Annotated in this window: 21 protein-coding genes and 1 tRNA gene; 11 read left to right on the top strand and 11 right to left on the bottom strand. The window is 60.4% G+C overall.

The window, feature by feature from the left end; translation table 11 throughout:
* The first annotated feature begins 23 nt into the window (after window positions 1–23).
* The 6 genes from plsX to RUI03_RS03570 all read left to right on the top strand — a co-directional run bounded on the left by plsX (window position 24) and on the right by RUI03_RS03570 (window position 5,243).
* On the top strand, window positions 24–1,115 hold the full coding sequence (plsX, locus tag RUI03_RS03595; RefSeq protein ID WP_317288920.1) for a phosphate acyltransferase PlsX: 1,092 nt from the start codon (window positions 24–26) through the stop codon (window positions 1,113–1,115).
* Between the two features lie 8 nt (window positions 1,116–1,123).
* Window positions 1,124–2,095: a beta-ketoacyl-ACP synthase III gene (locus tag RUI03_RS03590; RefSeq protein ID WP_317288919.1), complete on the top strand. Its 972-nt coding sequence runs from the start codon at window positions 1,124–1,126 to the stop codon at window positions 2,093–2,095.
* Window positions 2,096–2,157: 62 nt separating this feature from the next.
* Entirely contained in the window at window positions 2,158–2,487 is a 330-nt protein-coding gene (locus tag RUI03_RS03585; RefSeq protein ID WP_317289632.1) for an integration host factor subunit alpha, read from the top strand.
* A complete protein-coding gene (locus RUI03_RS03580) occupies window positions 2,487–2,918 on the top strand; it encodes a MerR family transcriptional regulator (protein ID WP_317288918.1) in 432 nt (143 codons plus the stop codon). Before RUI03_RS03585 ends, RUI03_RS03580 begins: the two co-directional genes overlap by 1 nt.
* A gap of 115 nt (window positions 2,919–3,033) precedes the next feature.
* A complete protein-coding gene (locus RUI03_RS03575) occupies window positions 3,034–5,058 on the top strand; it encodes an acyltransferase family protein (protein ID WP_317288917.1) in 2,025 nt (674 codons plus the stop codon).
* Window positions 5,059–5,166: 108 nt separating this feature from the next.
* Window positions 5,167–5,243, top strand: a tRNA-Pro gene (locus tag RUI03_RS03570).
* A 24-nt stretch (window positions 5,244–5,267) separates the two neighbouring features.
* On the opposite strand, the gene RUI03_RS03565 is transcribed toward RUI03_RS03570, so the two are convergent.
* From RUI03_RS03565 to RUI03_RS03540, 6 genes are all read right to left on the bottom strand, one after another.
* On the bottom strand, window positions 5,268–5,720 hold the full coding sequence (locus RUI03_RS03565; protein ID WP_317288916.1) for a YHS domain-containing (seleno)protein: 453 nt from the start codon (window positions 5,718–5,720) through the stop codon (window positions 5,268–5,270).
* A 62-nt stretch (window positions 5,721–5,782) separates the two neighbouring features.
* A complete protein-coding gene (locus RUI03_RS03560; RefSeq protein WP_317288915.1) occupies window positions 5,783–7,447 on the bottom strand; it encodes an NAD+ synthase in 1,665 nt (554 codons plus the stop codon).
* 6 nt (window positions 7,448–7,453) lie between these two features.
* Window positions 7,454–8,620: a DegT/DnrJ/EryC1/StrS family aminotransferase gene (locus RUI03_RS03555; protein ID WP_317288914.1), complete on the bottom strand. Its 1,167-nt coding sequence runs from the start codon at window positions 8,618–8,620 to the stop codon at window positions 7,454–7,456.
* Window positions 8,617–9,555: a Gfo/Idh/MocA family oxidoreductase gene (locus RUI03_RS03550; RefSeq protein ID WP_317288913.1), complete on the bottom strand. Its 939-nt coding sequence runs from the start codon at window positions 9,553–9,555 to the stop codon at window positions 8,617–8,619. Before RUI03_RS03550 ends, RUI03_RS03555 begins: the two co-directional genes overlap by 4 nt.
* A 63-nt stretch (window positions 9,556–9,618) precedes the next feature.
* A complete protein-coding gene (locus tag RUI03_RS03545; protein WP_317288912.1) occupies window positions 9,619–10,578 on the bottom strand; it encodes a hypothetical protein in 960 nt (319 codons plus the stop codon).
* Between the two features lie 17 nt (window positions 10,579–10,595).
* Window positions 10,596–11,954 (bottom strand): class II 3-deoxy-7-phosphoheptulonate synthase, encoded by a 1,359-nt coding sequence (locus RUI03_RS03540; RefSeq protein ID WP_317288911.1) that lies wholly within the window; start codon window positions 11,952–11,954, stop codon window positions 10,596–10,598.
* 231 nt (window positions 11,955–12,185) lie between these two features.
* Between RUI03_RS03540 and RUI03_RS03535 the strand changes: the two genes are divergently transcribed.
* Genes RUI03_RS03535 through recG form a run of 4 tightly spaced genes read left to right on the top strand, consistent with a single transcriptional unit; the run spans window position 12,186 to window position 16,717 of the window.
* The gene (locus tag RUI03_RS03535) at window positions 12,186–13,634 is read left to right on the top strand and encodes an MBL fold metallo-hydrolase (protein WP_317288910.1); all 1,449 of its coding nucleotides are present in this window, start codon (window positions 12,186–12,188) and stop codon (window positions 13,632–13,634) included.
* A gap of 51 nt (window positions 13,635–13,685) precedes the next feature.
* Window positions 13,686–14,114 carry an RNA-binding S4 domain-containing protein gene (locus RUI03_RS03530; protein ID WP_317288909.1) on the top strand — a complete coding sequence of 143 codons (429 nt, stop codon included), beginning with the start codon at window positions 13,686–13,688 and terminating at the stop codon, window positions 14,112–14,114.
* Window positions 14,115–14,123: 9 nt separating this feature from the next.
* Window positions 14,124–14,579 (top strand): TerB family tellurite resistance protein, encoded by a 456-nt coding sequence (locus tag RUI03_RS03525; protein WP_317288908.1) that lies wholly within the window; start codon window positions 14,124–14,126, stop codon window positions 14,577–14,579.
* A 41-nt stretch (window positions 14,580–14,620) separates the two neighbouring features.
* Window positions 14,621–16,717: an ATP-dependent DNA helicase RecG gene (gene recG / locus RUI03_RS03520; protein ID WP_317288907.1), complete on the top strand. Its 2,097-nt coding sequence runs from the start codon at window positions 14,621–14,623 to the stop codon at window positions 16,715–16,717.
* Here the strand turns inward: recG and RUI03_RS03515 are convergent.
* From RUI03_RS03515 to dusB, 5 genes are all read right to left on the bottom strand, one after another.
* Window positions 16,714–17,448, bottom strand: coding sequence for a PEP-CTERM sorting domain-containing protein (locus tag RUI03_RS03515; RefSeq protein WP_317288906.1), 735 nt, complete (start codon window positions 17,446–17,448; stop codon window positions 16,714–16,716). The genes recG and RUI03_RS03515 overlap by 4 nt on opposite strands.
* A 119-nt stretch (window positions 17,449–17,567) precedes the next feature.
* Window positions 17,568–18,398, bottom strand: coding sequence for a DUF502 domain-containing protein (locus tag RUI03_RS03510; RefSeq protein WP_317288905.1), 831 nt, complete (start codon window positions 18,396–18,398; stop codon window positions 17,568–17,570).
* 157 nt (window positions 18,399–18,555) lie between these two features.
* Window positions 18,556–19,938: a sigma-54 dependent transcriptional regulator gene (locus RUI03_RS03505; RefSeq protein ID WP_317288904.1), complete on the bottom strand. Its 1,383-nt coding sequence runs from the start codon at window positions 19,936–19,938 to the stop codon at window positions 18,556–18,558.
* Between the two features lie 3 nt (window positions 19,939–19,941).
* The gene (locus RUI03_RS03500; RefSeq protein WP_317288903.1) at window positions 19,942–22,227 is read right to left on the bottom strand and encodes a PAS domain-containing sensor histidine kinase; all 2,286 of its coding nucleotides are present in this window, start codon (window positions 22,225–22,227) and stop codon (window positions 19,942–19,944) included.
* Between the two features lie 89 nt (window positions 22,228–22,316).
* Window positions 22,317–23,360, bottom strand: a complete 1,044-nt coding sequence (gene dusB / locus RUI03_RS03495; protein WP_317288902.1) for a tRNA dihydrouridine synthase DusB — start codon at window positions 23,358–23,360, stop codon at window positions 22,317–22,319.
* Between the two features lie 113 nt (window positions 23,361–23,473).
* Between dusB and RUI03_RS03490 the strand changes: the two genes are divergently transcribed.
* Window positions 23,474–24,151 (top strand): hypothetical protein, encoded by a 678-nt coding sequence (locus tag RUI03_RS03490; RefSeq protein ID WP_317288901.1) that lies wholly within the window; start codon window positions 23,474–23,476, stop codon window positions 24,149–24,151.
* The last annotated feature ends 70 nt before the right edge of the window (window positions 24,152–24,221 follow it).

Raw genomic sequence — 24,221 nt, 5'->3', positions numbered from 1 at the left:
GATATGCGGAAAGAAGCCTGATTATGACCGACCCTTCCAGCGACAACCGACCTGCGGTTCGTTTGGCCATCGATGCCATGAGTGGCGATGGCGGCGTCACGGCTGTGGTTGATGGGCTGGCGCTGGCCCGGCGGTCGGGGGTGGATGCTCATGTGATCCTGCATGGCCGTGAGGACGATCTGAAACCTCTGGTCGAGGCCAAGGGTCAGGCGCTCGGCGCTGTTTCGATCGTTCATGCCGACGACATCATCACCATGGACGACAAGCCGACAGGCGCCCTGCGCCGTGGCCGGAATTCCAGCATGTGGTCGGCAATCGCAGCCGTGAAAGCCCGCGAGGCCGATGCGGTGATTTCCGCTGGCAATACCGGCGCGCTGATGGCCATGTCGAAATTGCAGCTGCGCATGATCGAGGGTGTAGATCGCCCGGCGATCACGGCGGTCTGGCCCACGCGTACCGGCCGGTCCGTCGTCCTGGATGTCGGCGCGAATGTCGAGGTCAATGCCAAGCAGCTGGTGCAGTTTGCGATCATGGGCGAGGCCTATTTCCGCGCCCTCACCGGCGAGGCGAAGCCGAAAGTTGGCCTGCTGAATGTCGGTGCTGAGGAGCAGAAGGGGCACGAGTTGATCCGGCTCGCCGCCACCACCCTGCGCGAAGCCGAGACCGGCATGAACTTCCGCGGCTTTGTCGAAGGCGACGATATCGGCAAGGGTGTCGTCGATGTCATCGTGACCGACGGCTTTACCGGCAATATTGCCCTGAAAACCGCAGAAGGCACTGCGCGTCAGATGGGCACGTGGCTGAAGGAATCACTGACCGAAAACCTTCTGTCCAAGCTCGGCGCGCTTCTCCTGATGGGATCACTGAAAAAACTGCGGGCCCGGATGAACGCGTCGAATTTCAACGGCGCGCCCCTGCTCGGCCTGAACGGCATCGTGATCAAGAGCCATGGCAGTGCGGATGCTGAAGGTATGTGTTCAGCGATCAGGGTCGCCGAAAATCTGGCAAAACATCCGTTTCAGGACGAAATCGCCCGGACCGTTGATGAAGTCGAAACCCGCACCGCAGAGCGTGTTGCCCGTGAGGAGGCCGCTCTGTCGGCTGTTGCTGAATGAGTTCCCAGATGCCCTTCACCGCTGCCATTGTTGGTAGCGGCATTGCCCTGCCCGCCCACGCTGTCACCAATGAAGAGCTGTCAAAGACAGTCGATACGAGTGACGAATGGATTACCGAACGGACCGGAATCCGACAGCGCTACGTCGCTGCGGAAGGTCAATATACGTCAGATCTGGCGGCAGAAGCCGCCCGCAATGCGATTGCCGATGCCGGCCTTGAATCGGGCGATATTGACCTGATCATCGTCGCAACCGCGACCCCCGACCTCACCTTCCCGGCCACCGCCGCCATCGTGCAGGCCAAGCTGGGGGTCAAGCAGGGCGCGGCCTTCGACGTCAACGCCGTCTGCACGGGCTTTGTCTATGCTCTGTCGATCGCGGAGAAGTTTCTGATCAGTGGTCAGAACAAGACCGCCGTGATTATCGGCGCCGAGACGTTCTCACGCATCCTTGACTGGGAAGACCGGCGGACCTGCGTCCTGTTCGGGGACGGCGCTGGTGCCTTCGTCATGACCCGCAAGACCGTGGAAGAAGCAGGTGATCGGACGATTAAGGCCAGCCATCTTCGCTGCGACGGGTCAATGGTTGATCTTCTGTACACCGATGGTGGCGTCTCAACGACCGGCAAGGCCGGGCACGTCAAGATGGAGGGCAACAAGGTCTTCCGCGAGGCCGTGGATCGCATCTCCGGGGCCATGGTGGAAACCGCCAAGATTGCCGACATTGCGCTATCTGAGGTCGACTGGTTCGTGCCCCACCAGGCCAATCAGCGGATCATCGGCGGCGTCGTTCGCAAGCTCGGCATTGACGGCGACAAGGTGGTCGCCACGATCGGCCAGCACGGCAACACCTCCGCCGCATCCATTCCCCTCGCCTTCCACACCGCCCGCGATGATGGGCGGATCAAGAAGGGCGACCTGATCATGATTGAGGGCATGGGGGGCGGCCTGACCTGGGGCGCCGCACTTTTCCGCTTCTAAGCCACTGAAACACAGCAGAAACGTTGACGTTAATGATACCAGAGGCCAAACTTGACCTCTTTATGGAGACGCACATGGCAAAGACAAGAACACGAGCCGACCTGACCGACGCTGTCTATCAGGCTGTGGGACTGTCCCGCCATGAATCAGGGCAGCTGGTGGAAAGCGTCCTGAACACGATCGCCCAGCGTCTCGAACAGGGTGAAACGGTCAAGCTGAGTTCGTTCGGCACTTTTCAGGTCCGCTCCAAGAACGAGCGGATTGGCCGTAATCCGAAGACCGGTGAAGAAGTCGCCATTACGCCCCGCCGCGTGTTGACCTTTCGTGCGTCCCATGTGCTCAAGGAACGGATCAACGAGAGCATGCGCGGGAATACTGCATCGGCCAGCTAATGGCCCAGAAAGCTTCAGACGCCTTTCGGACCATTTCTGAGGCCGCAGAAGAACTCGACCTGCCTCAACATGTGCTGCGTCATTGGGAAGAAACCTTTGGCGCGATCCGTCCGATGCGGCGGGCTGGCGGGCGACGTTATTATCGTGTGCAGGACCTGGAATTGATCTGCGGCGTCAAAGCGCTCCTGCACGGAGAGCGATACACGACCAAAGGCGTCCAGAAGATTTTCAAGGACCAAGGGGCAGGCTTTGTCTCTGATATCGGGCGCCACGTCAGGAGCGGCATGACGCCCGAAGACGCCGTCAGCGCCGTCAATCAGCCACCCGGTTCCAGCACCGACGAGGTGACGATCTCCACCGAGCAGTTACGCTCCATTCTGACCCAGCTTCATGACGTTCGCGCAGAAGTGGTCAGGCTTCGTTCAGAATAATGCGTTAGGGTTCATTTTATTGGACTGGCGTTGGCAGGCCGGGTGTTCCCGGTCTAGAGCGAGTTCGATACCGGCCTACCGCCGACAGAAGCCTGATTGCGAGCCGCCCCACTCGATGACATCGCCTGTACAGTCGACCACCCAGCCCGTTCGCCGCCTTGGCTATCGCCCCGACATTGACGGGCTGCGCGCTCTCGCTGTCGGCGCGGTTGTGCTTTTTCACCTTGGGCTGACCAGTTTCAGCGGCGGGTTTATCGGTGTCGATATTTTCTTCGTCATCAGTGGATTCCTGATCACGCGACTGATCCGTGATGCCGTTGTCGAGGAGCGCTTCAGCTTCGGCAGTTTCTATATCAAACGCTCGCGGCGGCTGTTCCCGGCCATGGTGGTGACGGTGGCCGTCACGCTCCTGCTCGGCGTGCTGCTTTATGCGCCCACGGACCTTGAACGTGTGGGCGGATCATCCTTGTCCGCGCTGTTTTCCGTCTCGAACATCTTCTTCTGGACCGAGAAGGGTTATTTCGATGCCGCCTCGGCGCTCAAGCCCCTTCTGCACACCTGGTCTCTTGGCGTTGAAGAGCAGTTCTATTTCATCTGGCCCGCCATCTTCGTTTTCCTGCTGACGCATTTTCGCCAGCGAGTCGTCATTGGCCTTGTTCTGGCAGGTAGCCTTGTCAGCCTGGGCCTGAACGAGGTTTTCGCGGATAAGGGGTCGGCGCTCTTCTTTCTGCTGCCCTTCCGCGTCTTTGAATTTGGCATCGGCGCGCTTCTGGTCTGGGTCTGCGATACCCGCCCGCTTGCGAATTGGCTGAAGGAAATCATCCTGGCTGTCGGCCTCCTGCTGATGGGCTATGCCCTGTTCGCCTTTGATGAATTCACGAAATGGCCAATGACCAACGCGCTCGTGCCCTGCATCGGTGCAGCCATGGCGATCTATGCTGGTCAGGCCCGCTATGTGGGCAAGATCATCAATAACCCCGTCATGGTTCGTATCGGGCAGATCAGCTATTCCCTGTACCTCGTTCACTGGCCCGTCGTGGTCTTCTGGCCCTATGCGTTCGGCGGAGATTTGATCGGCCCTGCCGAACAGGTGGGTCTGGGTCTTCTCATGCTAGTGCTGGCCGAGCTGATGTATCGCTTCGTGGAGACGCCGTTCCGTCATCCGCGTGCGGACGGCGTAAAAAAGCCGCTCAGTGCGCCCGCCTTTGGCCTGGTCTGTGTTGCCTTTGCGGCACCCCTCATCTTCATCTCAGCGTCCATCTGGGCCAATCAGGGATGGCCGTGGCGCCTGTCACCCGAAGCCCGTCAGGTCTTCGTCGAAGCTCAACCGCAACCTGATCCGACAACGCTGGGCCAAACGGAAAACCCGACCTTCCGTATTCTGTTGGTGGGCGACAGCCATGCGGGTCATTACCTTACGCTGCTCTCCGATTTTGCGCTCTATCACGACACTGAAATCGTCAATGTCGGCGCCAGCTGTGCCCCGCTGCCGGGCGCCACGATTGTCGGCTCGCGCGGGGTTGAGGGCTATTGCCAGACCTATGGCGAGCAGATTGAAGCCATCGCGCCTGATTTTGATGCCGTGGTTCTTGCATCGCGGTGGGCCAACTATACAGAAACCCGCTTCACGGATCGGGAACGCGCCTTCCTGCACACCCGTCGCTATGCGGCGTGGCCGGGCCAGACGGCCGAGGAGTTCCAGACCGTCGAGAATGCGCGCGCTGTTTTTGACGCCTCCCTCACCCGCTGGATCGAGAGCCTGACGGCGCAAGGTATCCCTGTTCTGATCATGGGTCAGGTGCCGGAGCATGGCGATGATTTCTGGCGCTGTGAGACCCGCATCCGGTGGGGCAATTCCAAGCCGTGCACCCCATATTATACGGCAATGCAGTCTCTGGATCGGCTGGCCCATGCACAGGCGCTGTTCAAATCCCTGTCGACCCGGCCGCTCGTCACCTTCGCCGACATGGCACCGATCTTCTGTCCACCGGGCGAAGCCTATTGCCGCGCGCGTATGGACGGCCAGATGGTCTATCGCGACAATAACCATTTGACCCATGAAGGGGCACGGCTGCTTGCGCGGCGGATCAAGCCAGCGCTCGACGCCTTTTATTCGGATTACGCAGCGGAAGATCGGTGATTTTCCGCCTTGGCGGGCAAAGGAAAAGGTTGCTGACCGCCGCCCGCCGCTGCTATAGCCCGCCCCTGCCCCGGATGGACACCCATAAGCCGGGGCGGCGTCTGGCGTCGGAGTGTAGCGCAGCCTGGTAGCGCACTTGACTGGGGGTCAAGGGGTCGTCGGTTCAAATCCGGCCACTCCGACCAGATGCCCTCAACACGCCCTCTCTCTTACCTGTCCAGAACGTCCGGCCAGTTCGCGTCCGCTGCGCGGATATTGCCCGGAATATCGTCCTTCCACTTTGACAGCACATCGTCATTGAAGTTCAGATAGAGCTTGCCCGCAACAATGGTGGAGTAACGCGGGTCGCCTTTGGCCAAATAGCCCTGCCCCACGGCCCAGGCACAGTATCCGCCATATTGGGGTGCAAAGGCTTGGGGGTCTGCGTCAAAGCGGGCCTTGTTGGCCGCCGACACGAAATACCAGTCTGCACCGTTCCACGTGCTCTTGAAACTTGCGGAACCCTTTTTCGGCGCGCCGTCAAAGAAGGACACGGCATCATACTCACCCAATGCAACGTTCGACAGCACGCCCGTATAGATCGGGGGCTTCGCGGCCATTGCGGCGGCAGGTGCCGTGATAAACAGCGCAGCGATGAAGGCGAGAAGTGTTTTGTGGATCATGATGGCGTTCCTTTTAGCGTATCAGGATATTCGATCCCAACTCACAAAAGGTAACATGGGGCTCAATCGGGGTCGCGCCACCGATTGACGATCGGGTATCGCCGATCGCGCCCGAAGTTTTTGGTCGAAACCTTCGGGCCTGGCGGCGCCTGACGACGTTTGTATTCCGCAAGATACAAAAGGCGCTGGATCTTGAGAACAAGCGCAAGATCGTGGCCGCGCGCTGCGATCACATCGGCGCCCTCTTCCTTTTCGATCAGCCCGTGCAGAATATCGTCCAGCACCTCATAGGACGGCAGGCTGTCCTCATCCTTCTGATCTTCGCGCAACTCGGCCGATGGGGGCTTTTCAATAATCCGTGGAGGAATAACCTCTCCCTTCGGTCCTAGCAGACCTTCCGGCCGATGCGCGTTGCGCCATCGGGCGAGTTCGAAAACAGTGGTCTTGTAAACATCTTTAAGCGGATTATAGCCGCCATTCATGTCACCGTAGAGGGTTGCGTAGCCGACCGCCATCTCGGACTTATTCCCGGTGGTCAGAACCATCGACCCGAATTTATTGGACACCGCCATGAGCACGACACCGCGCAGGCGCGACTGAATGTTTTCTTCCGTGACGTCACTGTCCCGGCCACGGAACATATCCGCCATCATCTCATCAAGCGCCGCTACGCCCCGCTCAATACCGACCGTGTCATATTTCACGTCCAGCCTGTTCGCGCAGATCGCAGCATCCTCGAGGCTGTCCCCGCTCGTATAGCGTGATGGCAGCATGACGCAGTGAACATTTTCGGACCCCAGCGCATCAACCGCAATCGCCGCCACCATGGCGCTGTCGATCCCGCCGGACAGACCAAGCACGATCTTCTGAAAGCCGCTCTTTTGCACATAATCGCGAGTGCCGAGCACCAGTGCCCGGTAAAGCTTTTCATGATGCTCAGGCCACTCCGCCTGCGGTCCATCGGTACAGGTCCAGTGACCACCGACCATGGACCATTCCGTCAGATAGACGCCGTCTTCGAAACGGGGGGCCTGATGACGTCCACCGCCGGGCGAGATGCAGAATGCGCCGCCATCGAAGACAAGCTCATCCTGCCCCCCCACCTGATTCACAAAGATCAGGGGACGGTCGTGTTCGGCCACCCGTGCTTCTGCCTGAGCAAGACGTTCAGCCGCCGCCGTTTCCCGAAACGGTGAGCCGTGGGGAACGATAAAGATTTCAGCGCCCGCCTCGGCCAGAGCAGCCGCCGGACCGGGATACCACATGTCCTCACAGATCAGGAGGCCGAGACTGATGCCCTTGAACATCACAGGTTTGGCCCCCGGACCGGGACGAAACGTTCGGGGCTCGTCAAACACACCATAGTTGGGGAGGCAGGCCTTGTACTCGATGCCAGCGACTGTTCCGTCCGCGCACAGAATAGACGCGTTGTAGGGTCTGACGTCGAACTGATCATCGCTCGGCCATGGCGAACCGATCAGAACAGCCGGTCCGTTCGCCGTCGACTTTGCGAATTTCTCCACGGCGGCCTGACAGGCTGTAACATAGGCCGGTCGGAGGACCAGATCCTCCGGCGGATAACCAGACACAATCAGCTCAGGGCAGACGACAAGATCCGCCCCCAGACGAGCTGCCTCATCGCGGGCCGCACTGATCCTGGCCAGATTGCCAGCGATATCGCCGACGACCGGATTAAGCTGGGCAAGTGCGATCCGCAGACGGTCCATGCTGCGCTAAGCCTCTTTCACCGCGGCGGCGAACACATCACAGACAAAATGCGCCTGCTCGTCAGTCAGGTAGGGGTGCATCGGCAGTGACAGGACACGCGATGTGGCCGCCTCGGAGACCGGCATCCCCCCTTCTGGCGCGTAGCTAGAAAAGGCTGGCATATGATGCAGCGGCGTCATGTAATAGACAGCCGTCGGCACACCGGCGACGCCCATTTTTTCCCGAACGGCGTCGCGGTTTTCGACCTGAACGGTGTAATAGCCATAGCCGTGTTCACTGCCAGCAGGCACGTGCTGGGGATCCGCAAGACCCGCCAGCCGTTCATCATAGATGGCTGCAACCCGCTTGCGCTGCTCCAGCTCATCCCAGAAAATGGCGTTTTTCTCCAACAGCACCGCCGCCTGGAACGTGCTCATCCGGCCATTGATACCGACACGGACGGACTGCGCGCGCTTTTCATCCGTGCCATGCCAGCGGATGGACTGGCAGATTTCCGCCATGTTTTCGTCATCTGTAAACGTTGCGCCCGCATCGCCATAGGCGCCCAGGGCCTTGCCGGGAAAGAAGCTGGTGCCGGTTACCGGCGCCAAGGCCCCAACCCAACGACCATTCTGGCGTCCGCCAAAGCTCTGGGCCCCGTCACTGAACAGGACCATGCCCTCCTTGGCTGCAATCTGGCCGATCGCCAGATAGTCAGCAGGCAAACCAAAGAGGTCTACAGGGCAGACCGCGCGCGGCCGCATGCCAGCCGCCTTGGCCTGATCAATTCTGGTGGTGAGGTCCGCCGGCGACATGTTCAGGGTTTCGGGGTCGATATCGACAAAAATCGGTGTACCGCCGGCGACAATGACGGCGTTGGCCGTGGCGTTATAGGTGAAGGCGGGAATGAAGACCGCGTCGGTTTTCTCCAGACCAAGGCCCATCATCGGAATGATCAGCGCATCGGTGCCGGATGAGCAGGCAATACAGTGCTTGACGCCCACTTTCTCCGCCAACGTAGTTTCGAGCTCTTCGATCTCCGGCCCGCCAATATATCGGCCATGGTCCAGAACAGCCAGAAGACGCTTTTCGACCTTCTCACGAATGACTTTCTGCTGCGCCTTCAGGTCAATGAAGGCGATGGTGCCTACGCGGGATTCCCGTTCGAGAGCGAGGTTGGCTACGCCGTTCATGACTTGTCTCCTTGGGCCATCGCGGCCTCTTCAATCATCAGTGCCAGCATCAACGCATTGCGTCCATCCGCTCCCGTCACGGGCGGCACAGTGCCCGCTTTGACCGCGTTCACGAAACACTGCGTCCCGTAACGCAGCGGGTCGATCAGCGCCGGTGGCTTTTCGTCGTCACTGAACTGGAACGGCAACGGCGTCTGCGTCGTATTCGTCGTTTCGCGCGCCAGAAAATTCACGCCGATCTCGCCCTCTTCATAATTCAGAAGAAGGTCACGGATCGGCGTTTCCTCCATCCGTGATGCTGACAGCGTTGCGGTCAGACCGGAAGCAAAGCGAAGATCAACATCGACATAATCCGCCTTGTCGCCATGTTCAAACCGCGCATCAATGCGGTCGATGACCACACCGTCGAGCGGCGTCACCTGGGCCAGAAGATCAAGGTCGTGGATCATCAGATCAAAGACGACAGAGACGTCCATCGCGCGGCCTGAGAACTTGTTCAGGCGGCGAGAACGCAGCGATTGCGGTGTACCGCGCGACAAGAGCCCAAGCGCCTCGGCCACATACCGTTCCTGATGCCCCACCTGCAGCGTCACATTGTGCTTTTCCGCCGCCGCGATCAACCGATTGGCCAGTGCGAGCTCCATAGCGATCGGCTTTTCCACAAGAACCGACTTGCCCGCTTCAATCGCTTGCAGCGCAAGGTCACCGTGGGTCGATGCAGGCGTTGCGATGGTCAGAACGTCGATCTGGCTGAGGAACAGGCCAAAGTCGCTATAGGCTGTCGCGGGGCGATCCTTCGTGGCAGCATCGGCGCGGACAGGGTCGACATCAAAAATGGCAACCAGATCAGCACCATCGACTTCGATATATTTGTTTGCGTGGTAGCCGCCAAAAACGCCGGCGCCGGCCACACCGGCTTTCAAATTCTTTGTCATGAGGGCTTTCTAGCCTAGCTTTGCTGCAGCGCACATCACAGGAGGTTACGCAGGATTACGTGCCTAGTCCGTCAGCCACGGTGCCTCAACCGTCCAGAAGATGACATCGACGCCAAGATAGTTCTGGGCAAAATCGACAAAGTCCTCACGCTCGAACTGCGCCCCCGTTTCGGGATTGGTATAGGTGAGCGTCGGCTCCTGCACCGCCATGGCTACCAGATCGAGCTCTTCGCGGTGCTTGTTGAAAAAGGGATAGGCGTTCTTCATCTGCCCACGGCGATAGGGCACGATGTCCGGTCCCCCAAGGCCATAGCCCTGTGCCACCGCGTCCTCGAAAATGTCCTGCATATAGCCTTGGTCGTTGTTCCATTCGCAGGGCCAGAAATTCACGTACTGCACGACATGAGAGGTCCTGAAGGCAGTACTGGCCACGCGGACATTTTCAAGTGTCGCCCGATAGTAGCGGTCACAGGAAAAACCGGTCTCATCCGCCTCCTGATCGATATCGATTGCTGATTCGGGCAGATTGATGCCGTAGATATCACCATCAAATTCGTCGGCCAGCGCGATGATGAGGTTCTGAAAGCGCGCGCGGACAAAGGGGTTCCACTGTATCGTCACCCAACCCTGCTGCTGCGGCACGCCCTCCCCGGGATTGTCAATCTGGGGCACCAGGCCACCGGCATAGTCGGGCTCTGTCAGGATATATTGCGGGATTGGCCGCCATTGACTGGAGAAAAACCGATCCTGAAGCTGAATGAAAAGCTTCTTGTCGAGGGTCTGAACACTCTCAAGATCTGCTCTGATGGCGGAGAAATCAAATTCCCCCTCGGCAGGCTCAAGCTCACGCCAGTTATAGATAATCTGTATGCCGTCAATATCCGGCCGCGCCAGCAATGCAAGCGTCCGCTCGTCAAGCTCTTCGCCTGTATAAAGGAAATTGGCCGGCGGGGCGGCTTGCGCGCCGGATACACACAGCGAGAGCAGGCAAACGAACAGGCCGGATAAGTACCGTGTGAACATCTGCCTGCCTCCTCTGATCAGTTCGTGGCGCGACGATCCTTGTGCATCGTGTCCGCCAGAATGAACGCCAGTTCCAGCGCCTGGGTGGCATTCAGACGCGGGTCGCAATGAGTGTGATAGCGGCTCGACAGGTCTTCTGCCGTGATCGCCTGACCACCGCCGACACATTCGGTCACGTCCTGGCCGGTCATCTCGAAATGGACACCGCCCGGATAGGCGCCTTCAGCGCGGCAGACTTCAAAGAACTGCATCACTTCGGACAGAATATTGTCAAAGCCGCGAGTCTTGTAGCCCGTCTCGGTCGTGGTGGTGTTGCCGTGCATCGGATCCGATGACCAGACGACATTCCGGCCTTCCGCCTGAACCCGGCGCAGAAGACGGGGCAGGCCCTCGCCCACCTTGTTGGCCCCGAAGCGGGAGATCAGCACGATGCGGCCAGCCTCATTGTCGGGGCTGAGAATATCGAGGAGCTCCATCAGGTCATCAGGCTCCAGCGTCGGGCCACATTTGATGCCAATCGGATTGCGGATACCGCGACAGAATTCCACATGGGCTCCGTCGGGCTGGCGGGTCCGGTCGCCGATCCAGATCATGTGCGCCGAGGTGTCGTACCAGTCACCGCTGGTCGAATCCTTGCGTGTCATCGCCTGCTCAAAGCCGAGAAGCAGGCCCTCATGGCTGGTGTAGAACTCCACTTCCGACATGGCCTTCGAACTGCCCGCCGTGATGCCGCAGGCGTCCATGAAGGCCATCGCCTCGGAAATCTTGTCGGCCAGCACCTCGTATTTTTCTGCCTGCGGTGCGCCGCCGACGAAATCGAGCATCCACCGATGCACGTTGCGCAGATCGGCATAGCCGCCCTTGGCGAGCGCCCGGATCAGGTTGAGCGTGGCGGCGGACTGGCCGTAGCCGCGCAACAAACGCTGGGGATCGGGAATCCGAGCCTCGGGCGTGAAGTCCATCGCGTTGATATTGTCACCGCGATAACTGGGCAGTGTGACGCCGTCTCGCGTCTCAACCGGCGAAGACCGCGGCTTGCCGAACTGCCCGGCAATACGGCCCACCTTCACCACAGGCATGGATGCCCCGAAGGTCAGCGCCACCGCCATCTGCAACAGAACGCGAAAGGTATCGCGGATATTGTCGGGATGGAATTCCTTGAAGCTTTCCGCGCAGTCGCCGCCCTGCAGGAGGAAGGCTTCGCCCCGAGACACATCAGCCAGCCGGGCCTTGAGCGAGCGCGCCTCACCGGCAAACACCAGCGGCGGATAGGATTTCAGCTCCGTCTCCACCGCAGCCAGCGCTGCGGGATCTGGATAATCTTCTGGAATATGCTTCGCCGGCTTGCTGCGCCAGCTGTCGGGGGACCAAGTCATGTAAAATCAGTTTCGCTATCGGATAGACACAATTATCCACCCTTCTCTCCAGGCGCAACAGAACGGGGCGTAAATAGCGCGCCTTGTTGGCATTTTCTCATCTTCTGAGTTCGGATTGCGGCAGGATACCGCGCCTGTGACACAAAATTTTGCTGGGGGGCGGGCAAGTCGGCTCACAAGGTCTATATGCCGAGTTGGGACGAGAAGCAGTAGCCCGGAGAGTGAACCGACATGACATCGATTATTGCCCTGATTGCCGCAACGACAGCCATGACAGCCCATCCGGCGGTATCACACGATACCAAGGTCATGACAGCGGCCGCCGCTGTGACACAGCAGCAGGCAACACCCGCATCGAAGCGACAGGATCTGGGCGACGGCCTCTATGCCATCATGGGTCGCGGGGGGAATATCCTGTTCTCAACCGGACCGGACGGCGTCTTCGTCATCGATGACCAGTTTGCCGATATTGCCAAAGCCAATCTCGACCTGATCAAGCAGGTCTCGGACATGCCGGTGGTCTTTGTCCTGAACACGCATTTTCACGGCGATCACACGGGCGGCAATGCCGCGTTCTACAATGCCGGCGCCACCATCGTAGCCCATGACAATGTGCGGGCCCGCCTGGCCGAGCAGGCCAAAACCGGCGATCTGCAAAGCAACGCCCTGCCCGTCATCACCTTCTCTGAGGAAGCAACCTTCCACTGGAATGGGAAAACCATCCACGTGGTCCATGTGCCGAACGCGCACACGGATGGGGATGCCATCGTCCATTTCGTGGATGCCAACCTGATCCACACCGGTGATACGCTGTTCTCCGGCCGCTATCCCTTTATCGATATCAATTCGGGCGGTTCGGTCGAAGGCGTGCTGGCGGCCCTCAACAAGGTGGCGAGCCTCAGCAATGCCGAGACAACCATCGTGCCCGGTCACGGCCCTGTCTCCAACCGCCAGGACGTTCGCGACACGATCGCGATGATCCGCAAGGCGCGCCGCATGGTTCGCGCCGAGATGATGAAGGGCTCATCGCGCGAAGATGTTATCGCTGCCGATCCGCTAGCGGACATGAACCGGCAATATGCCTGGGACTTCATCAATGGCGAGAAGATGACAGGCCAGCTGTTCGATGATCTGATGAACACGGACAATGATGCCAGCGCCGCGGTCAAGAAGGGTCCTGCCCAACCTGCGGCTGCCCCGGCAGCGCCGCCAGTAACGCCTGCTCCCGCTGCTGAGACGCCTGCGCCAGCCGCTGAGACGCCCGCAACGGAAGATGCACCGGCTTCGGACGATACCGCCGAGCCAGCGCCAGCTGGTCCTGCGGCCCCACCCGCCAATGACGCGATGGACAACAAACAGCCGTCCGTCGGCGATATGCCAGAGACTGAGGCGACGCCAGCCGCCGCGCCTTTGGCAACGCCCGCTCCCGCACAAGAAGATGAACCTGCAACATCCGCCACCGCCACCGAAGAGGACGCGAGCGAGGATGAAACAACTGAACCTGCCCCAGCACCGCAGCCAGCAGAGGACGCGACTGAGGACGCAGATGCGGAGGATGAGCCTAGCGAAGCCGCGAACGTTGTTCGCCGCATGACCCAGGGCAGTGCCGCTGACGATAATACAAGCGACGAGGACAGCGCGGATGATGAAGATGAGGATGCTTCTGACACCGACGAATAAGACGTCGTTCCTGAGCCGTCCAAGCGATGACTTTTGTCTGCAGGGACGGCCATGACTGAGGCGCAAGAGAGCCTGCGCATTGACCGCTGGCTCTGGCACGCGCGCATGTTCAAGACACGGAGCATTGCCGCGCGGGCTGTCGCCGACCACGGCATCCGCCTGACACGGTCAGGGCAGACCCAGCGTGTGGAGAAGGCAAGTTTCAACGTCCGGCCCGGCGACACGCTGGCCTTCACACGCGGCCCGCAACTGGTCGTGGTCGAAGTGAGGGCTCTCGGTGAACGCCGCGGCCCGGCGCCTGAGGCCCAGGCCCTTTATATCGATCATTCACCCCCGCCCTTGCCACGGCCCGTCCGTGCCCCCATTCCCTTTGAAAGGGCGGCCGGTGCCGGTCGCCCGACCAAGAAGGATCGCCGTGCGCTGGACGCGGTGCAGACATTTTCGCCCGATGACTTTTCGCCCGATGACGAGGCACAATAGGAGACCGCCATGCTCGACAAACTCTTCGCGCAGTTCCGCAAGGACCAGAATAACGACGCCGTCGAAGCAGACGCCCTGCCGCTCGCCTTCACGGCCCTTCTCGTTGAAGCGGCCCGCGCTGACGAAGAGTATACGGATGAAGAGCGTGCCATGATCGACCATCTGGTTGCGGCCCAGTTTGGCAAGACGCAAGCGGAAGCTAAGGCCCTGCGTGACCAGGCTGAACAGGAACAGGCAGCAGCCAACGATCTCTATGGCTTTTCACGGGTCGTCAAAGAGGGTCTCGATCGCGAGGGAAAACTGAAATTGATCGAAGACATGTGGATGATTGCGCTCACCGATGAGCAGAAAGCGCCCTATGAGGAAATGATCATTCGGCGTCTGGTCGGGCTGATTCATCTTGAAGATACCGACAGCACGGCCGCCCGTCATCGTGCCGCGCAGCGGCTCGAGACATCCGCCTGATCCGACTTCGCCAAAGGCGCAAAGCCGACTAAGGTACCGCCATGCGACCGGCTTTGCTCAATCCCCTGTTCCAGGACATCACGGTGCTCAAGGGCATCGGCCCCAAAACCGCGCCGCTCGTGTCCAAAGTTGCGGGCCCCCGGATCGTGGATCTTCTGTGGACTCTGCCCCAGAATATTGTCGATCGTACCTATCGGCCCAGGATCGCTGACGCTGAGGATGGGCGCCTCGCCACGATTTCCGTGCATGTGGACAGCCACCACGAGCCACCACGGGGCAAGAGCCTCGTGCCATGGAAGGTGCTGTGTTCGGATGATACCGGCTATCTCACGCTGATTTTTTTCAGGCCCCGAGCTGATTTCCTGCACCGGAGCCTGCCCACGGGGCAGACGCGCCTCGTCTCCGGCACGGTCGAATATTACGGCAGTGAGCGCCAAATGGCGCATCCTGACTATATCATCTCTCCCGATGAATTCTCCACCCTGCCATTGATTGAGCCAGTCTATCCCCTGACCGCGGGTCTGGCGGGAAAAACCATTCGGCGGGCCGTCGAGCAGGCTGTTGACCGGACCCCCGATGTGCCTGAATGGCTGGCAGAGGACGTTCTGCAGAAGGAGCGTTGGCCCGACTGGAAAGCCGCGCTCATCGCCGCGCACCAGCCGTCCAGCAAGCTGGATCTGTCCGCCGACAGCACCGCGCGCCGGCGCCTGGCCTATGACGAAATTCTGGCACACCAGCTGGCGCTCGCCCTGATCCGTGCACGGCGCGCCAGCCGGCCCGGCCGCATTCTGAAGGGCGACGGGCAGTTGACAGCAGCCGTTCGCGAAGCGCTGCCCTTCCGCCTCACGGCCGGTCAGGAAGAGGCCCTGCACGATATTACGACAGACATGGCGGCACCGTCCCGGATGGTGCGGCTTGTGCAGGGTGACGTGGGCTCTGGCAAGACGGTCGTCGCCCTCCTTGCCCTGCTGACAGCCGTCGAAGCGGGCGCCCAGGCGGCCCTGATGGCGCCAACTGAAATTCTCGCGCGCCAGCATTTTGACGAGATTGCCCCCCTTTGTGACCGCCTGAATATTGCCTGCGTCCTGATCACCGGGCGCGACAAGGGACAGGAGCGCCAGGCCAAGCGTGACGGCGTTCGAAAGGGTTATGTTCAGGTGGTGGTAGGCACCCATGCGCTCTTCTCGGATGATGTGGCCTTCGCCGACCTTGGCCTTGTCGTCGTGGACGAGCAGCACCGTTTCGGCGTTGCCCAGCGGTTGGAGTTGCAGGACAAAGGACAGCAGGCGGACGTTCTGGTCATGACCGCTACGCCGATCCCCCGTACTCTGGCGCTCACGACCTATGGCGACATGGATATCAGCCAGATCCGCGAGAAGCCGCCCGGCCGAAAACCTGTGGCGACAAAAGCCATTCCCGCACAGCGTCTCGACGCCGTCATTGAGGCGGTGGGGCGCACAATCGCCAAGGGTGAGCAGGTCTATTGGGTCTGCCCCCTCGTCTCTCCATCGGAGACCATGGACATGGTGTCCGCGGAAGATCGGGCCGCAACGCTGAAAGCACGATTTGGTGACGCCGTTGGCCTGGTGCATGGGCAGATGAAGGGCCCGCAGAAAGATGCTGTGGTGTCGTCATTCTATCGCGGCGATATTCAGGTCCTGGTCGCGACCACGGTCATTGAGGTGGGCGTGAACACACCAAACGCCACGGTCATCGTCATTGAGCATGCCGAGCGCTTTGGCCTTGCTCAGCTGCATCAGTTGCGCGGACGGGTCGGGCGCGGCGACAAGCCTGCCAGCTGCATACTCCTCTATCACGCGGGCGAAAGTGGGCTTGGGCCCACGGCGAAGGCGCGGCTCAATGCGCTGCGGGAGACCGAAGACGGCTTTGTGATCGCGGAGGAGGATCTGGCCCTTCGCGGACCCGGCGACAGTCTGGGCACGGCCCAGTCCGGCTTTCCGCAATTCCGCATGGCCGACATTGGCAGTCAGGGCAGCCTGCTCCAAATGGCGAGCGATGATGCCAGACGTACGGTGATGACAGACCCGGAACTGAAAACGGAGCGCGGTGAGGCGCTCCGTATCCTGCTATATCTGTTCAGTCGGGACGACGCCGTCAAACTGCTGCGCGCCGGTTAGGCCTTTGCAGCGCCGCGGCGGTTGCGACGGTAGAGACCAAGCCCAACGACACCGAAAAGCGCGAGGCCAGCCAGGGTTGCAGGCTCCGGCACGGTCGCGGTCTTACCGTCAACATCGTACCAAGACTGCCATTTCGGGTACCAGCCAGAAATCTTGCCATTAGAAATGGAATAGCTGTCCATGGTGGTGAAGTGGAACCAGCCACCGAAGCCTGGCCCGTAGGAAACGCCCGTCCACTCATCCCCGAATGTCCCGGGCGAAAGAGCAGACACATCGAGATTGTCAAAACCAATGCTCAGCTTGGACGACGCATCGCCGCTGTAGTCGACAGACAGAACGTCCTCATACGACGTGATGAAATTGCCTTCGTCGAGATAAGTCTCACGACCGTGGGCATAGGTGCCCGCCACGCCATTGTACCGGTAGGCATAAACATCGCCGCCAGCGAAATCGAGATAGAGGATCGCCAGCTCATTGCCGGAAAGGCGCGGATACTGCCCGGGGCTGAGCACAAACCAGCCCGCCTGCGGCAGCAACCCATTATTCGCAGTAAAAGCCGCGGCAAAGGACAGGACGTCATCCGTATCGTAGTCGACACTGACCTTGTTCACGACTCCGGCGGTATCATTCTGGCGGGGGTTCGAAACCTCGTAAGAGTAAACCGTGCCGGCATGAGCCGCAGCGGCAAACAGTGTTGAAGTCCCGATAATCACAGCGAGCAACGCACGCATAACTCAATCCCCAGTCAAATTTAAGGAAATTGTATACCTTACAGCAACGCCCCACAACCATTCAGTATGGTTAAGGCGCTGATAATCGAAGTATTTTCATGACAGGCACACGCTTGTGGTTATGGCGCCTTCTCATCGACAATCTGTGGGGGACCCACAGGCGTTTCCGCAGGGCCAGAGCGACGCCGCAGAATGTTAAAACCACGATGAGTGCTTTCCGCCTTTGCGGGCTCAGGCATGGGCTCTGTCCCCGGCACTACGAATTCAGGTGCCACCAGACCGGCGGAGAAGATCATCTTCGCGCCTTCTTCAACGGTCATTTCAAGAATGCGCAGCTCTGAGCGCGGCACAAACAGCAGGAAGCCGGAGGTCGGGTTCGGCGTTGTGGGCACGAAGACATTCGTCATGTCATCGCCAAGATCGCTCAGCAAGTGCTTCGCCTCCCCCTTGGTGGAGGTGACGATGAAGCAAAGGGTCCAAAGACCGGGACGCGGATATTCGATCAGCGCCACTTCCTTGAACGACTGCTCGGACTGCTGCAGCGCCATCTCGAAGACGTTCTTGAAGAAGCCGTAGAGGTTCCGCACCACCGGCATCGAATCGAGGACCTGCTCACCGAAATTGATCAGGAAGCGCCCGATGAAATTCTTCGCCATGACGCCAAGCAGCACGAGGAAGATGACGGCGACGAGAACACCAAGTCCGGGGATGTAATAATCAGGCGGCAGCGGCGGCAGCCACGCATCGGGAATATTACGCTGCACAAAGCCGTCGAAATTCGCCAGCGGTCCAGTCACGAGCCAGTAAACGACCGCCACGGTGATGAACAGCGGCGCAGCGATGACGACGCCCGTGAAGAAGCTGTTTCGCAGGGAGGCAAAAGGACCCGGCTTCGGCATCTTGGCCGCATGGTCCTGATCAAGCCGCTTCTTGTCGCGTTTACTGGCCAAAGGCCTATCCTCTCTTGCGCAGGGACACCGGATTCAGGCCCCATCGCCGTATTATTGTGCCGCTCTTCGGCAAACCGCACAACAAGCCCGGTATCGACCTGCCCCTATCCTTAGCGTCATTTAAGGCAGGAAAACGTCAATGCACGGTGTTGGAGGATCAATCTTCGCGATTGTTGCTCGTCACCCCCAGCGCCTTCAGTTTCCGGTGCAGCGCAGAACGCTCCATCCCGATAAAAGCCGCAGTGCGGGAAATGTTCCCCGCAAACCGGGCAATCTGGGCCACCAGATACTCCCGCTCAAAGCGTTCCCTCGCCTCTCGCAGCGGCAGGGCGATGATCTGCTCCATCGTCTCGCCGGCGGGAAGACGCGGGCCTGACTGCACCACTTCCTCGGGCAGCTGCTCAATGCCGATGGCATCGGACACCGCGCGTCCGGAAACGATCAGCGTGCGCTCAAGGACATTTCGCAGCTGACGGACATTGCCCGGCCAGGTGTAGGTCTGCAGTGCAGCCGCCGCCTCATCGGTCAGGTGCCGCCGCTTGAAGCCGCCCGATTCGGCCAGCGTCTTCAGGAAGTGATCAGCCAGCGCGGGGATATCCTCGCGACGCGCGGTCAGCGACGGTGTCGCCAGATGAACCACCGCCAGTCGGTGATAGAGGTCCTTGCGGAACCGGCCATCTTCCGCGGCTGCCAGCAGGTCGACAGACGTGGTCGAGACGATCCGCACATCAACGGTCACGGGCGTCGTCCCGCCCACCCGGGTAAAGCGCTGGTCCACGAGGACACGCAAGATTTTGTTCTGGGTTTCGATCGGCATGTCGCCGACCTCATCAAACAGAAGCGTGCCGCCATGGGCCTGCTCCATCAGGCCGATCATCCGGGGACGGCCATCATCCCCTTCGATGCCGAACAGGGCCTCTTCCATTCGGGCAGGATCAATAGAGGCCGAGCTGACGACCACAAAGGGACGACCCGAGCGTTTTGAGTGGCGGTGCAGCCGCCGCGCGACGACCTCTTTGCCGGAACCCACCGGCCCCTCAATCATCACGCGCGACCGGGCATCGGCGATCCGGTCGATCATCGAGCGAAGCTGTACCATCACGTTACTGTCGCCGATCAGGGTGAGTTCGGACGATTTTTCCTTCAGGTCAGTATTCTCGCGGCGCAGCTGGGCATTCTCGAGCGCGCGTTTGACGGTCAGGATCAGCTTGTCAGCATTGAATGGCTTTTCGATATAGTCGTAGGCGCCCTTGCGGATCGCTGCGATGGCGGTTTCCACATTGCCGTGTCCGGAGATAACGATGACGGGCAGATCCGGATGCACCTGTTTGAGTTCGGCCAGAATACCCAGGCCATCGAGCTTGGACCCCTGCAACCAGATATCCAGAATGACCATGGCCGGCAGGCGGTCCTTGACGGCGGCGAACACGGCGTCGCTGTCCGCGGCCATGCGCGGATCATAGCCCTCATCCTCAAGAATACCCGACACAAGTTCCCGGATATCGCGCTCGTCGTCCACGACCAGAATATCAATTGCCATGGGTTACGCCTTCTCTTTTTCTGTCACTGCCGGCTCGTCCGGCTCATCATTCTGTGGAGTACTGACGGTTCGGAAGACCGGCAGTGCGATACGGGCCGTGGCCCCGCGCCCCTCCTCGGCCCCCCTGTCTATCAGGCTGAAAGTCCCGCCATGTTCCTCGACCGCCTTGCGTACAATGGCGAGGCCGAGGCCGGTGCCTTTTTCCCTGGTCGTCATATAGGGCTCGGTCAGGCGGGACCGACCTTCCGTCGGCAGCCCGCGCCCGTTATCGGCGACATCAAGGATGGCCTCGTCGCCCTCAATGCGGACACTGACCGCAATCAGGCCGTTCTCGGCGTTGCCGCTTTCCGTGATCGACTCGACGGCGTTCTTCACCAGATTGACCGCCGCCTGCCCGATCAGCCGACCATCGCAGCGGATCGTCACCGGTTCGTCCGGCATGTCGGTCGTGAAGTTGATCTGCGGGTTGGCGACGCTGAAGCTGAACAGCGCTGAACGCGCAATTTCGCACAGATCTTCTTTCGCCATGATCGGTTCAGGCATCCGCGCGAAGGATGAGAACTCGTTCACCATCCGCCCGATATCGCCCACGTGCCGAATGATAGTGTCAGTACACCGATCAAAAATCTCGCGGTCCTCTTCAATTCGGTGCGCATATTTGCGTTTCAGCCGCTCCGCCGACAGCTGGATCGGTGTCAGCGGGTTCTTGATCTCATGGGCGATCCGCCGGGCCACATCACCCCAGGCCGCATTCCGTTGAGCCGCTACAAGCTCTGTAATGTCATCCAGCGTCACGACATAGCTTGAGCGCCGGACAACGTCATCCGGGCTGATCCGCACATTGATGATGCGCGCGAGCCCTTTGCGTTCCAGTTCAATCTGATCGCGCAGATCGGTCACGGTGGACAATTGCGCACGCTCAAACAGCGGGGCCACCTCTGGCACGACATCCACCAGCGCAAGGCCCGTAACGCGCCCCAGATCGCGACCGAGAATTCGGTCAGCTGATGGATTGGACAACGCGATGCGGCCATCGGGGCTGACATTGAGCACCCCGGCCGGCACACCGGACACGACGGTTTCGATAAACCGGCGACGGGCGTCAGACTGCTCATTGGCGGCGATCAGATCATCGCGCTGGGCCTCGAGCTGTTCGGTCATGTCATTGAAGGCGTGACCCAGCTCCCCCAGTTCCCCATCCCCGCGGCGCACATCCACCCGGCTCGTCAGATCGCCACTTGAGACAGACTCCGCCGCCGTCGCCAATCGCCGGACGGGGCCGACAATGGCGTTGGCCACCAGAAGGCCGATCCAGATCGCGCCGAGCAGCAGGAAGACCATGACCAGCCCGTAGCCAATGGCAAAGGTCTGGGACAGCTCAGCCAAACGCTCGCGCACATCCTTCGTCTCGTCCCTGAAATTCCGGATACCGAGCAGTTGTTCAGAGAGCGCAGGGTTCTCTGCGATGTAGACAATCAGATATCCGCCATCGAGATACCCCGACTGGCGGCTGTCGACACGAAACATGGCGTAATAGGCAGACAGCGTCTCGTGATCGAGGGCATTGAAAATGTAAGGCGTGGCGCCGACATCGCTGATCTCAAGAAAACTTTCGGTTGGCGGCAGGTCATAATCCATATCCTGCACAGCACTGACCTTGGCGATGATCCGGCCATTGCGGTCGACCAGCGTTACCCCGGCAAAGCCGCGGAGAATGCTTTGTCCAAGAAGGTATCGCTTGAACCCGATGGGCGCGGTTTCCGGTGACAGCCCGCCTGCCGCCTGCCGTGCCAGATCCGTGGCCAATTGCACGACCTGCAGACCGGTTTTCCGGCTTTCGGCATTGAAATAGCCATTGGCGAAATCCCGAGACACGAGGTTGGCCTCGGTCACCCGCTCGACGAAATACTCATCGGAAAAGGCCCGCAGCACGGTCGCCGAAAGGACGAAGGCGATGATCGCCGGGATGACCGCGACGATCGACAGCAGGCCGACCAGCCGCCGGTGCAGTTTCGCGCCTCGCAGGCCCGCTTTTGAGCTGCGGAAAATGTCGGCGAGACTGCCGACAATCAGAATGGCGAGGGCAATCGCTGACAGCAGGACGAGCGAGAAAAGGACCGACACCGCCTGCGGCAGGCCTTCGACGAAGTGGGTCAGGGTGTAGGCGGTGATAAAGAAGACGAGACTGGCAACGATCGCGAGACCAGCCAACAGCGTGCGATTGGACAGGCCGGATAAGGGCCCACCGCTTCGCGTCGATCCGTCAGTTGATGCGCCTCGTTTCCGCAACCGGAGTGTCACCTTCAAACCACAGCGTTACATTGTTAACACTGTGGTTTGAAATCAACAGTTTTGTTGTGAATACTGCACAATAATTCTCAGGCCGCCACCCGCCCCTCAGGCAAGGGCGTGCCGGCCGCCAGGCGCTGCAGAAGCGCTTCGATTTCCGTCGGGGATGACGACCGGCAAAGGGCGCCGCGATAGGCCCGGCGTTCCTCATCGGACAGCGGCACCGGACAGTGATCGGCAAATGCGGCGAGATGCTTGCGCGCCGTCTTCAGACCGAGTGCCCGGCCAGCCGCCGCCGACAGCTGATGCCGGGTTTCGTAATGCTCTACCGTGTCGCGATGCAGGGCGATAACAGCCGCTGCCTGGGCCTGCGCATCAGGAACGATCATCTCGCCGCCTGTCTTCAATGCCTCTCCGATGGCACCGGGCAGCCAGGGCCGTCCCTCAGCCGCGCGGCCGATCATGACCCCGTCAGCCCCCGACGCCGCCAGTGCAGCGCGGGCAGAGGCCACATCGTATATATCGCCATTGGCAATGACCGGAATGCGAACGGCCTGCTTCACCGGCGCAATCGCCGCCCAGTCGGCCTGCCCTGTGTAGAACTGCTGGCGCGTCCGACCATGGACGGTGACGAGCCGCACCCCGGCCGCCTCGGCCCGTTGCGCGAGCTCGGGGGCGTTCAGGCTGTCGTGATCCCATCCCAGACGCATTTTCAGTGTGACCGGCACGCTGGCATTGGCGATGACCGCTTCGATCAGCCCCAGCGCATGATCAAGGTCCCGCATCAGCGCAGAGCCGGACAATTGCCCGGTCACCCGGCGCGCCGGGCAGCCCATATTGATGTCGATGATGTCAGCGCCCATGGCTTCGACCAGTCGCGCGCCCTCCCCCATCCAGCGGGCTTCACGACCGGCAAGCTGAACGACCTTCGGACCGTCGTAATTATCGAGCGCGGCGCGCAGAACCGTGTCCGGGCGTTCTCGTGCCAGATCTTCAGATGCGACCATTTCGGACACGACGAGCCCTGCCCCTGCCGCCGCGCAGGCGCGCCGGAATGGCAGGTCGCTGATCCCCGACATGGGCGCCAGCATCACGCAGTTCTGCAAGGTATGAGAGCCGATGGTCAGGGACATGGCGGCGGGAGCTAACGGCTTGGTCGGTCAAAGGCAATTGTTTCCATTGGACAGTGGCGCTCAAGCCTGTCTAGGATTTGACCTCGGGCATGGTGTCAGTGGGAAAATATACGATGAAACACGTTCTTTCAGGTCTCTTTGGGGCGGCTGTCGCACTCCTCTCTGGCGCGGCAATGGCGCAGAGCAACTCGCTGATGGGGCCGTCCGTCATCCAGAAGATGTCCCGGGACGACATGACCGCGCTGCTGCAGCGGGAAGGACTGAACGTCCAAATGCGTACAACGGCAGACGGCTCGGTTTTTCTCGAGGCCAATCTGCCGAACATGAATGCGTTCTACATCCAGCCACGCCAATGCGACGACATGGCAACGCAGACGGGATGCATCCTGATGGAAGTGTTTACCGTCTTCGACGCCGGCCCGCTGAATATGGCGACCATCAACCAGTTCCACCTGAGCACATCCGTGGCGTCGACGGTGGCCCTGAACCCGCAAGGCGCGGCCGTGGTCTATAACAAGATCTGGCTTGAAGGCGGCGTGACGGACGCGAACGTCCTGTTCAATGTCGCCAGCGTTCTGATGGATTCGGACAGCCTCGTGTCGGGCATGTCGAGCGTTCTGGCCGCCTACCCAGACCTTATGGACACGCCCAGCGCGCCCGTGCCCATGGCCATCGCAGCGGCGGTCAATTCCATTCAGGAATCAGGCGATCTGATCAACGTCAACGCCGAGACGGGCCGCACCCGATTCCTCGCGGGGACATTGAGCGACTATATCGGCCACACCGACTGATCGGCTGAACCCGAAAATCACCCTGTCTTCGCGTTTGCAATTCCTTTCGCACTTGCACAATAGTCTGCGC

The organism is Parvularcula sp. LCG005 (assembly GCF_032930845.1).
GTDB lineage: Bacteria > Pseudomonadota > Alphaproteobacteria > Caulobacterales > Parvularculaceae > Parvularcula.
This window is presented reverse-complemented; position numbering and strand designations above follow the sequence as displayed.

Coding starts and splice junctions, on each gene's coding strand:
- plsX (WP_317288920.1), top strand. CDS start 24: ATGACCGACCCTTCCAGCGACAACCGACCTGCGGTTCGTTTGGCCATC.
- RUI03_RS03565 (WP_317288916.1), bottom strand. CDS start 5,720: ATGATCCACAAAACACTTCTCGCCTTCATCGCTGCGCTGTTTATCACG.
- RUI03_RS03530 (WP_317288909.1), top strand. CDS start 13,686: ATGACTGAGGCGCAAGAGAGCCTGCGCATTGACCGCTGGCTCTGGCAC.
- RUI03_RS03540 (WP_317288911.1), bottom strand. CDS start 11,954: ATGACTTGGTCCCCCGACAGCTGGCGCAGCAAGCCGGCGAAGCATATT.
- RUI03_RS03590 (WP_317288919.1), top strand. CDS start 1,124: ATGCCCTTCACCGCTGCCATTGTTGGTAGCGGCATTGCCCTGCCCGCC.
- RUI03_RS03505 (WP_317288904.1), bottom strand. CDS start 19,938: ATGGCAATTGATATTCTGGTCGTGGACGACGAGCGCGATATCCGGGAA.
- RUI03_RS03585 (WP_317289632.1), top strand. CDS start 2,158: ATGGAGACGCACATGGCAAAGACAAGAACACGAGCCGACCTGACCGAC.
- RUI03_RS03580 (WP_317288918.1), top strand. CDS start 2,487: ATGGCCCAGAAAGCTTCAGACGCCTTTCGGACCATTTCTGAGGCCGCA.
- RUI03_RS03560 (WP_317288915.1), bottom strand. CDS start 7,447: ATGGACCGTCTGCGGATCGCACTTGCCCAGCTTAATCCGGTCGTCGGC.
- dusB (WP_317288902.1), bottom strand. CDS start 23,360: ATGTCCCTGACCATCGGCTCTCATACCTTGCAGAACTGCGTGATGCTG.
- RUI03_RS03575 (WP_317288917.1), top strand. CDS start 3,034: ATGACATCGCCTGTACAGTCGACCACCCAGCCCGTTCGCCGCCTTGGC.
- RUI03_RS03550 (WP_317288913.1), bottom strand. CDS start 9,555: ATGACAAAGAATTTGAAAGCCGGTGTGGCCGGCGCCGGCGTTTTTGGC.
- RUI03_RS03490 (WP_317288901.1), top strand. CDS start 23,474: ATGAAACACGTTCTTTCAGGTCTCTTTGGGGCGGCTGTCGCACTCCTC.
- RUI03_RS03515 (WP_317288906.1), bottom strand. CDS start 17,448: ATGCGTGCGTTGCTCGCTGTGATTATCGGGACTTCAACACTGTTTGCC.
- recG (WP_317288907.1), top strand. CDS start 14,621: ATGCGACCGGCTTTGCTCAATCCCCTGTTCCAGGACATCACGGTGCTC.
- RUI03_RS03525 (WP_317288908.1), top strand. CDS start 14,124: ATGCTCGACAAACTCTTCGCGCAGTTCCGCAAGGACCAGAATAACGAC.
- RUI03_RS03555 (WP_317288914.1), bottom strand. CDS start 8,620: ATGAACGGCGTAGCCAACCTCGCTCTCGAACGGGAATCCCGCGTAGGC.
- RUI03_RS03545 (WP_317288912.1), bottom strand. CDS start 10,578: ATGTTCACACGGTACTTATCCGGCCTGTTCGTTTGCCTGCTCTCGCTG.
- RUI03_RS03535 (WP_317288910.1), top strand. CDS start 12,186: ATGACATCGATTATTGCCCTGATTGCCGCAACGACAGCCATGACAGCC.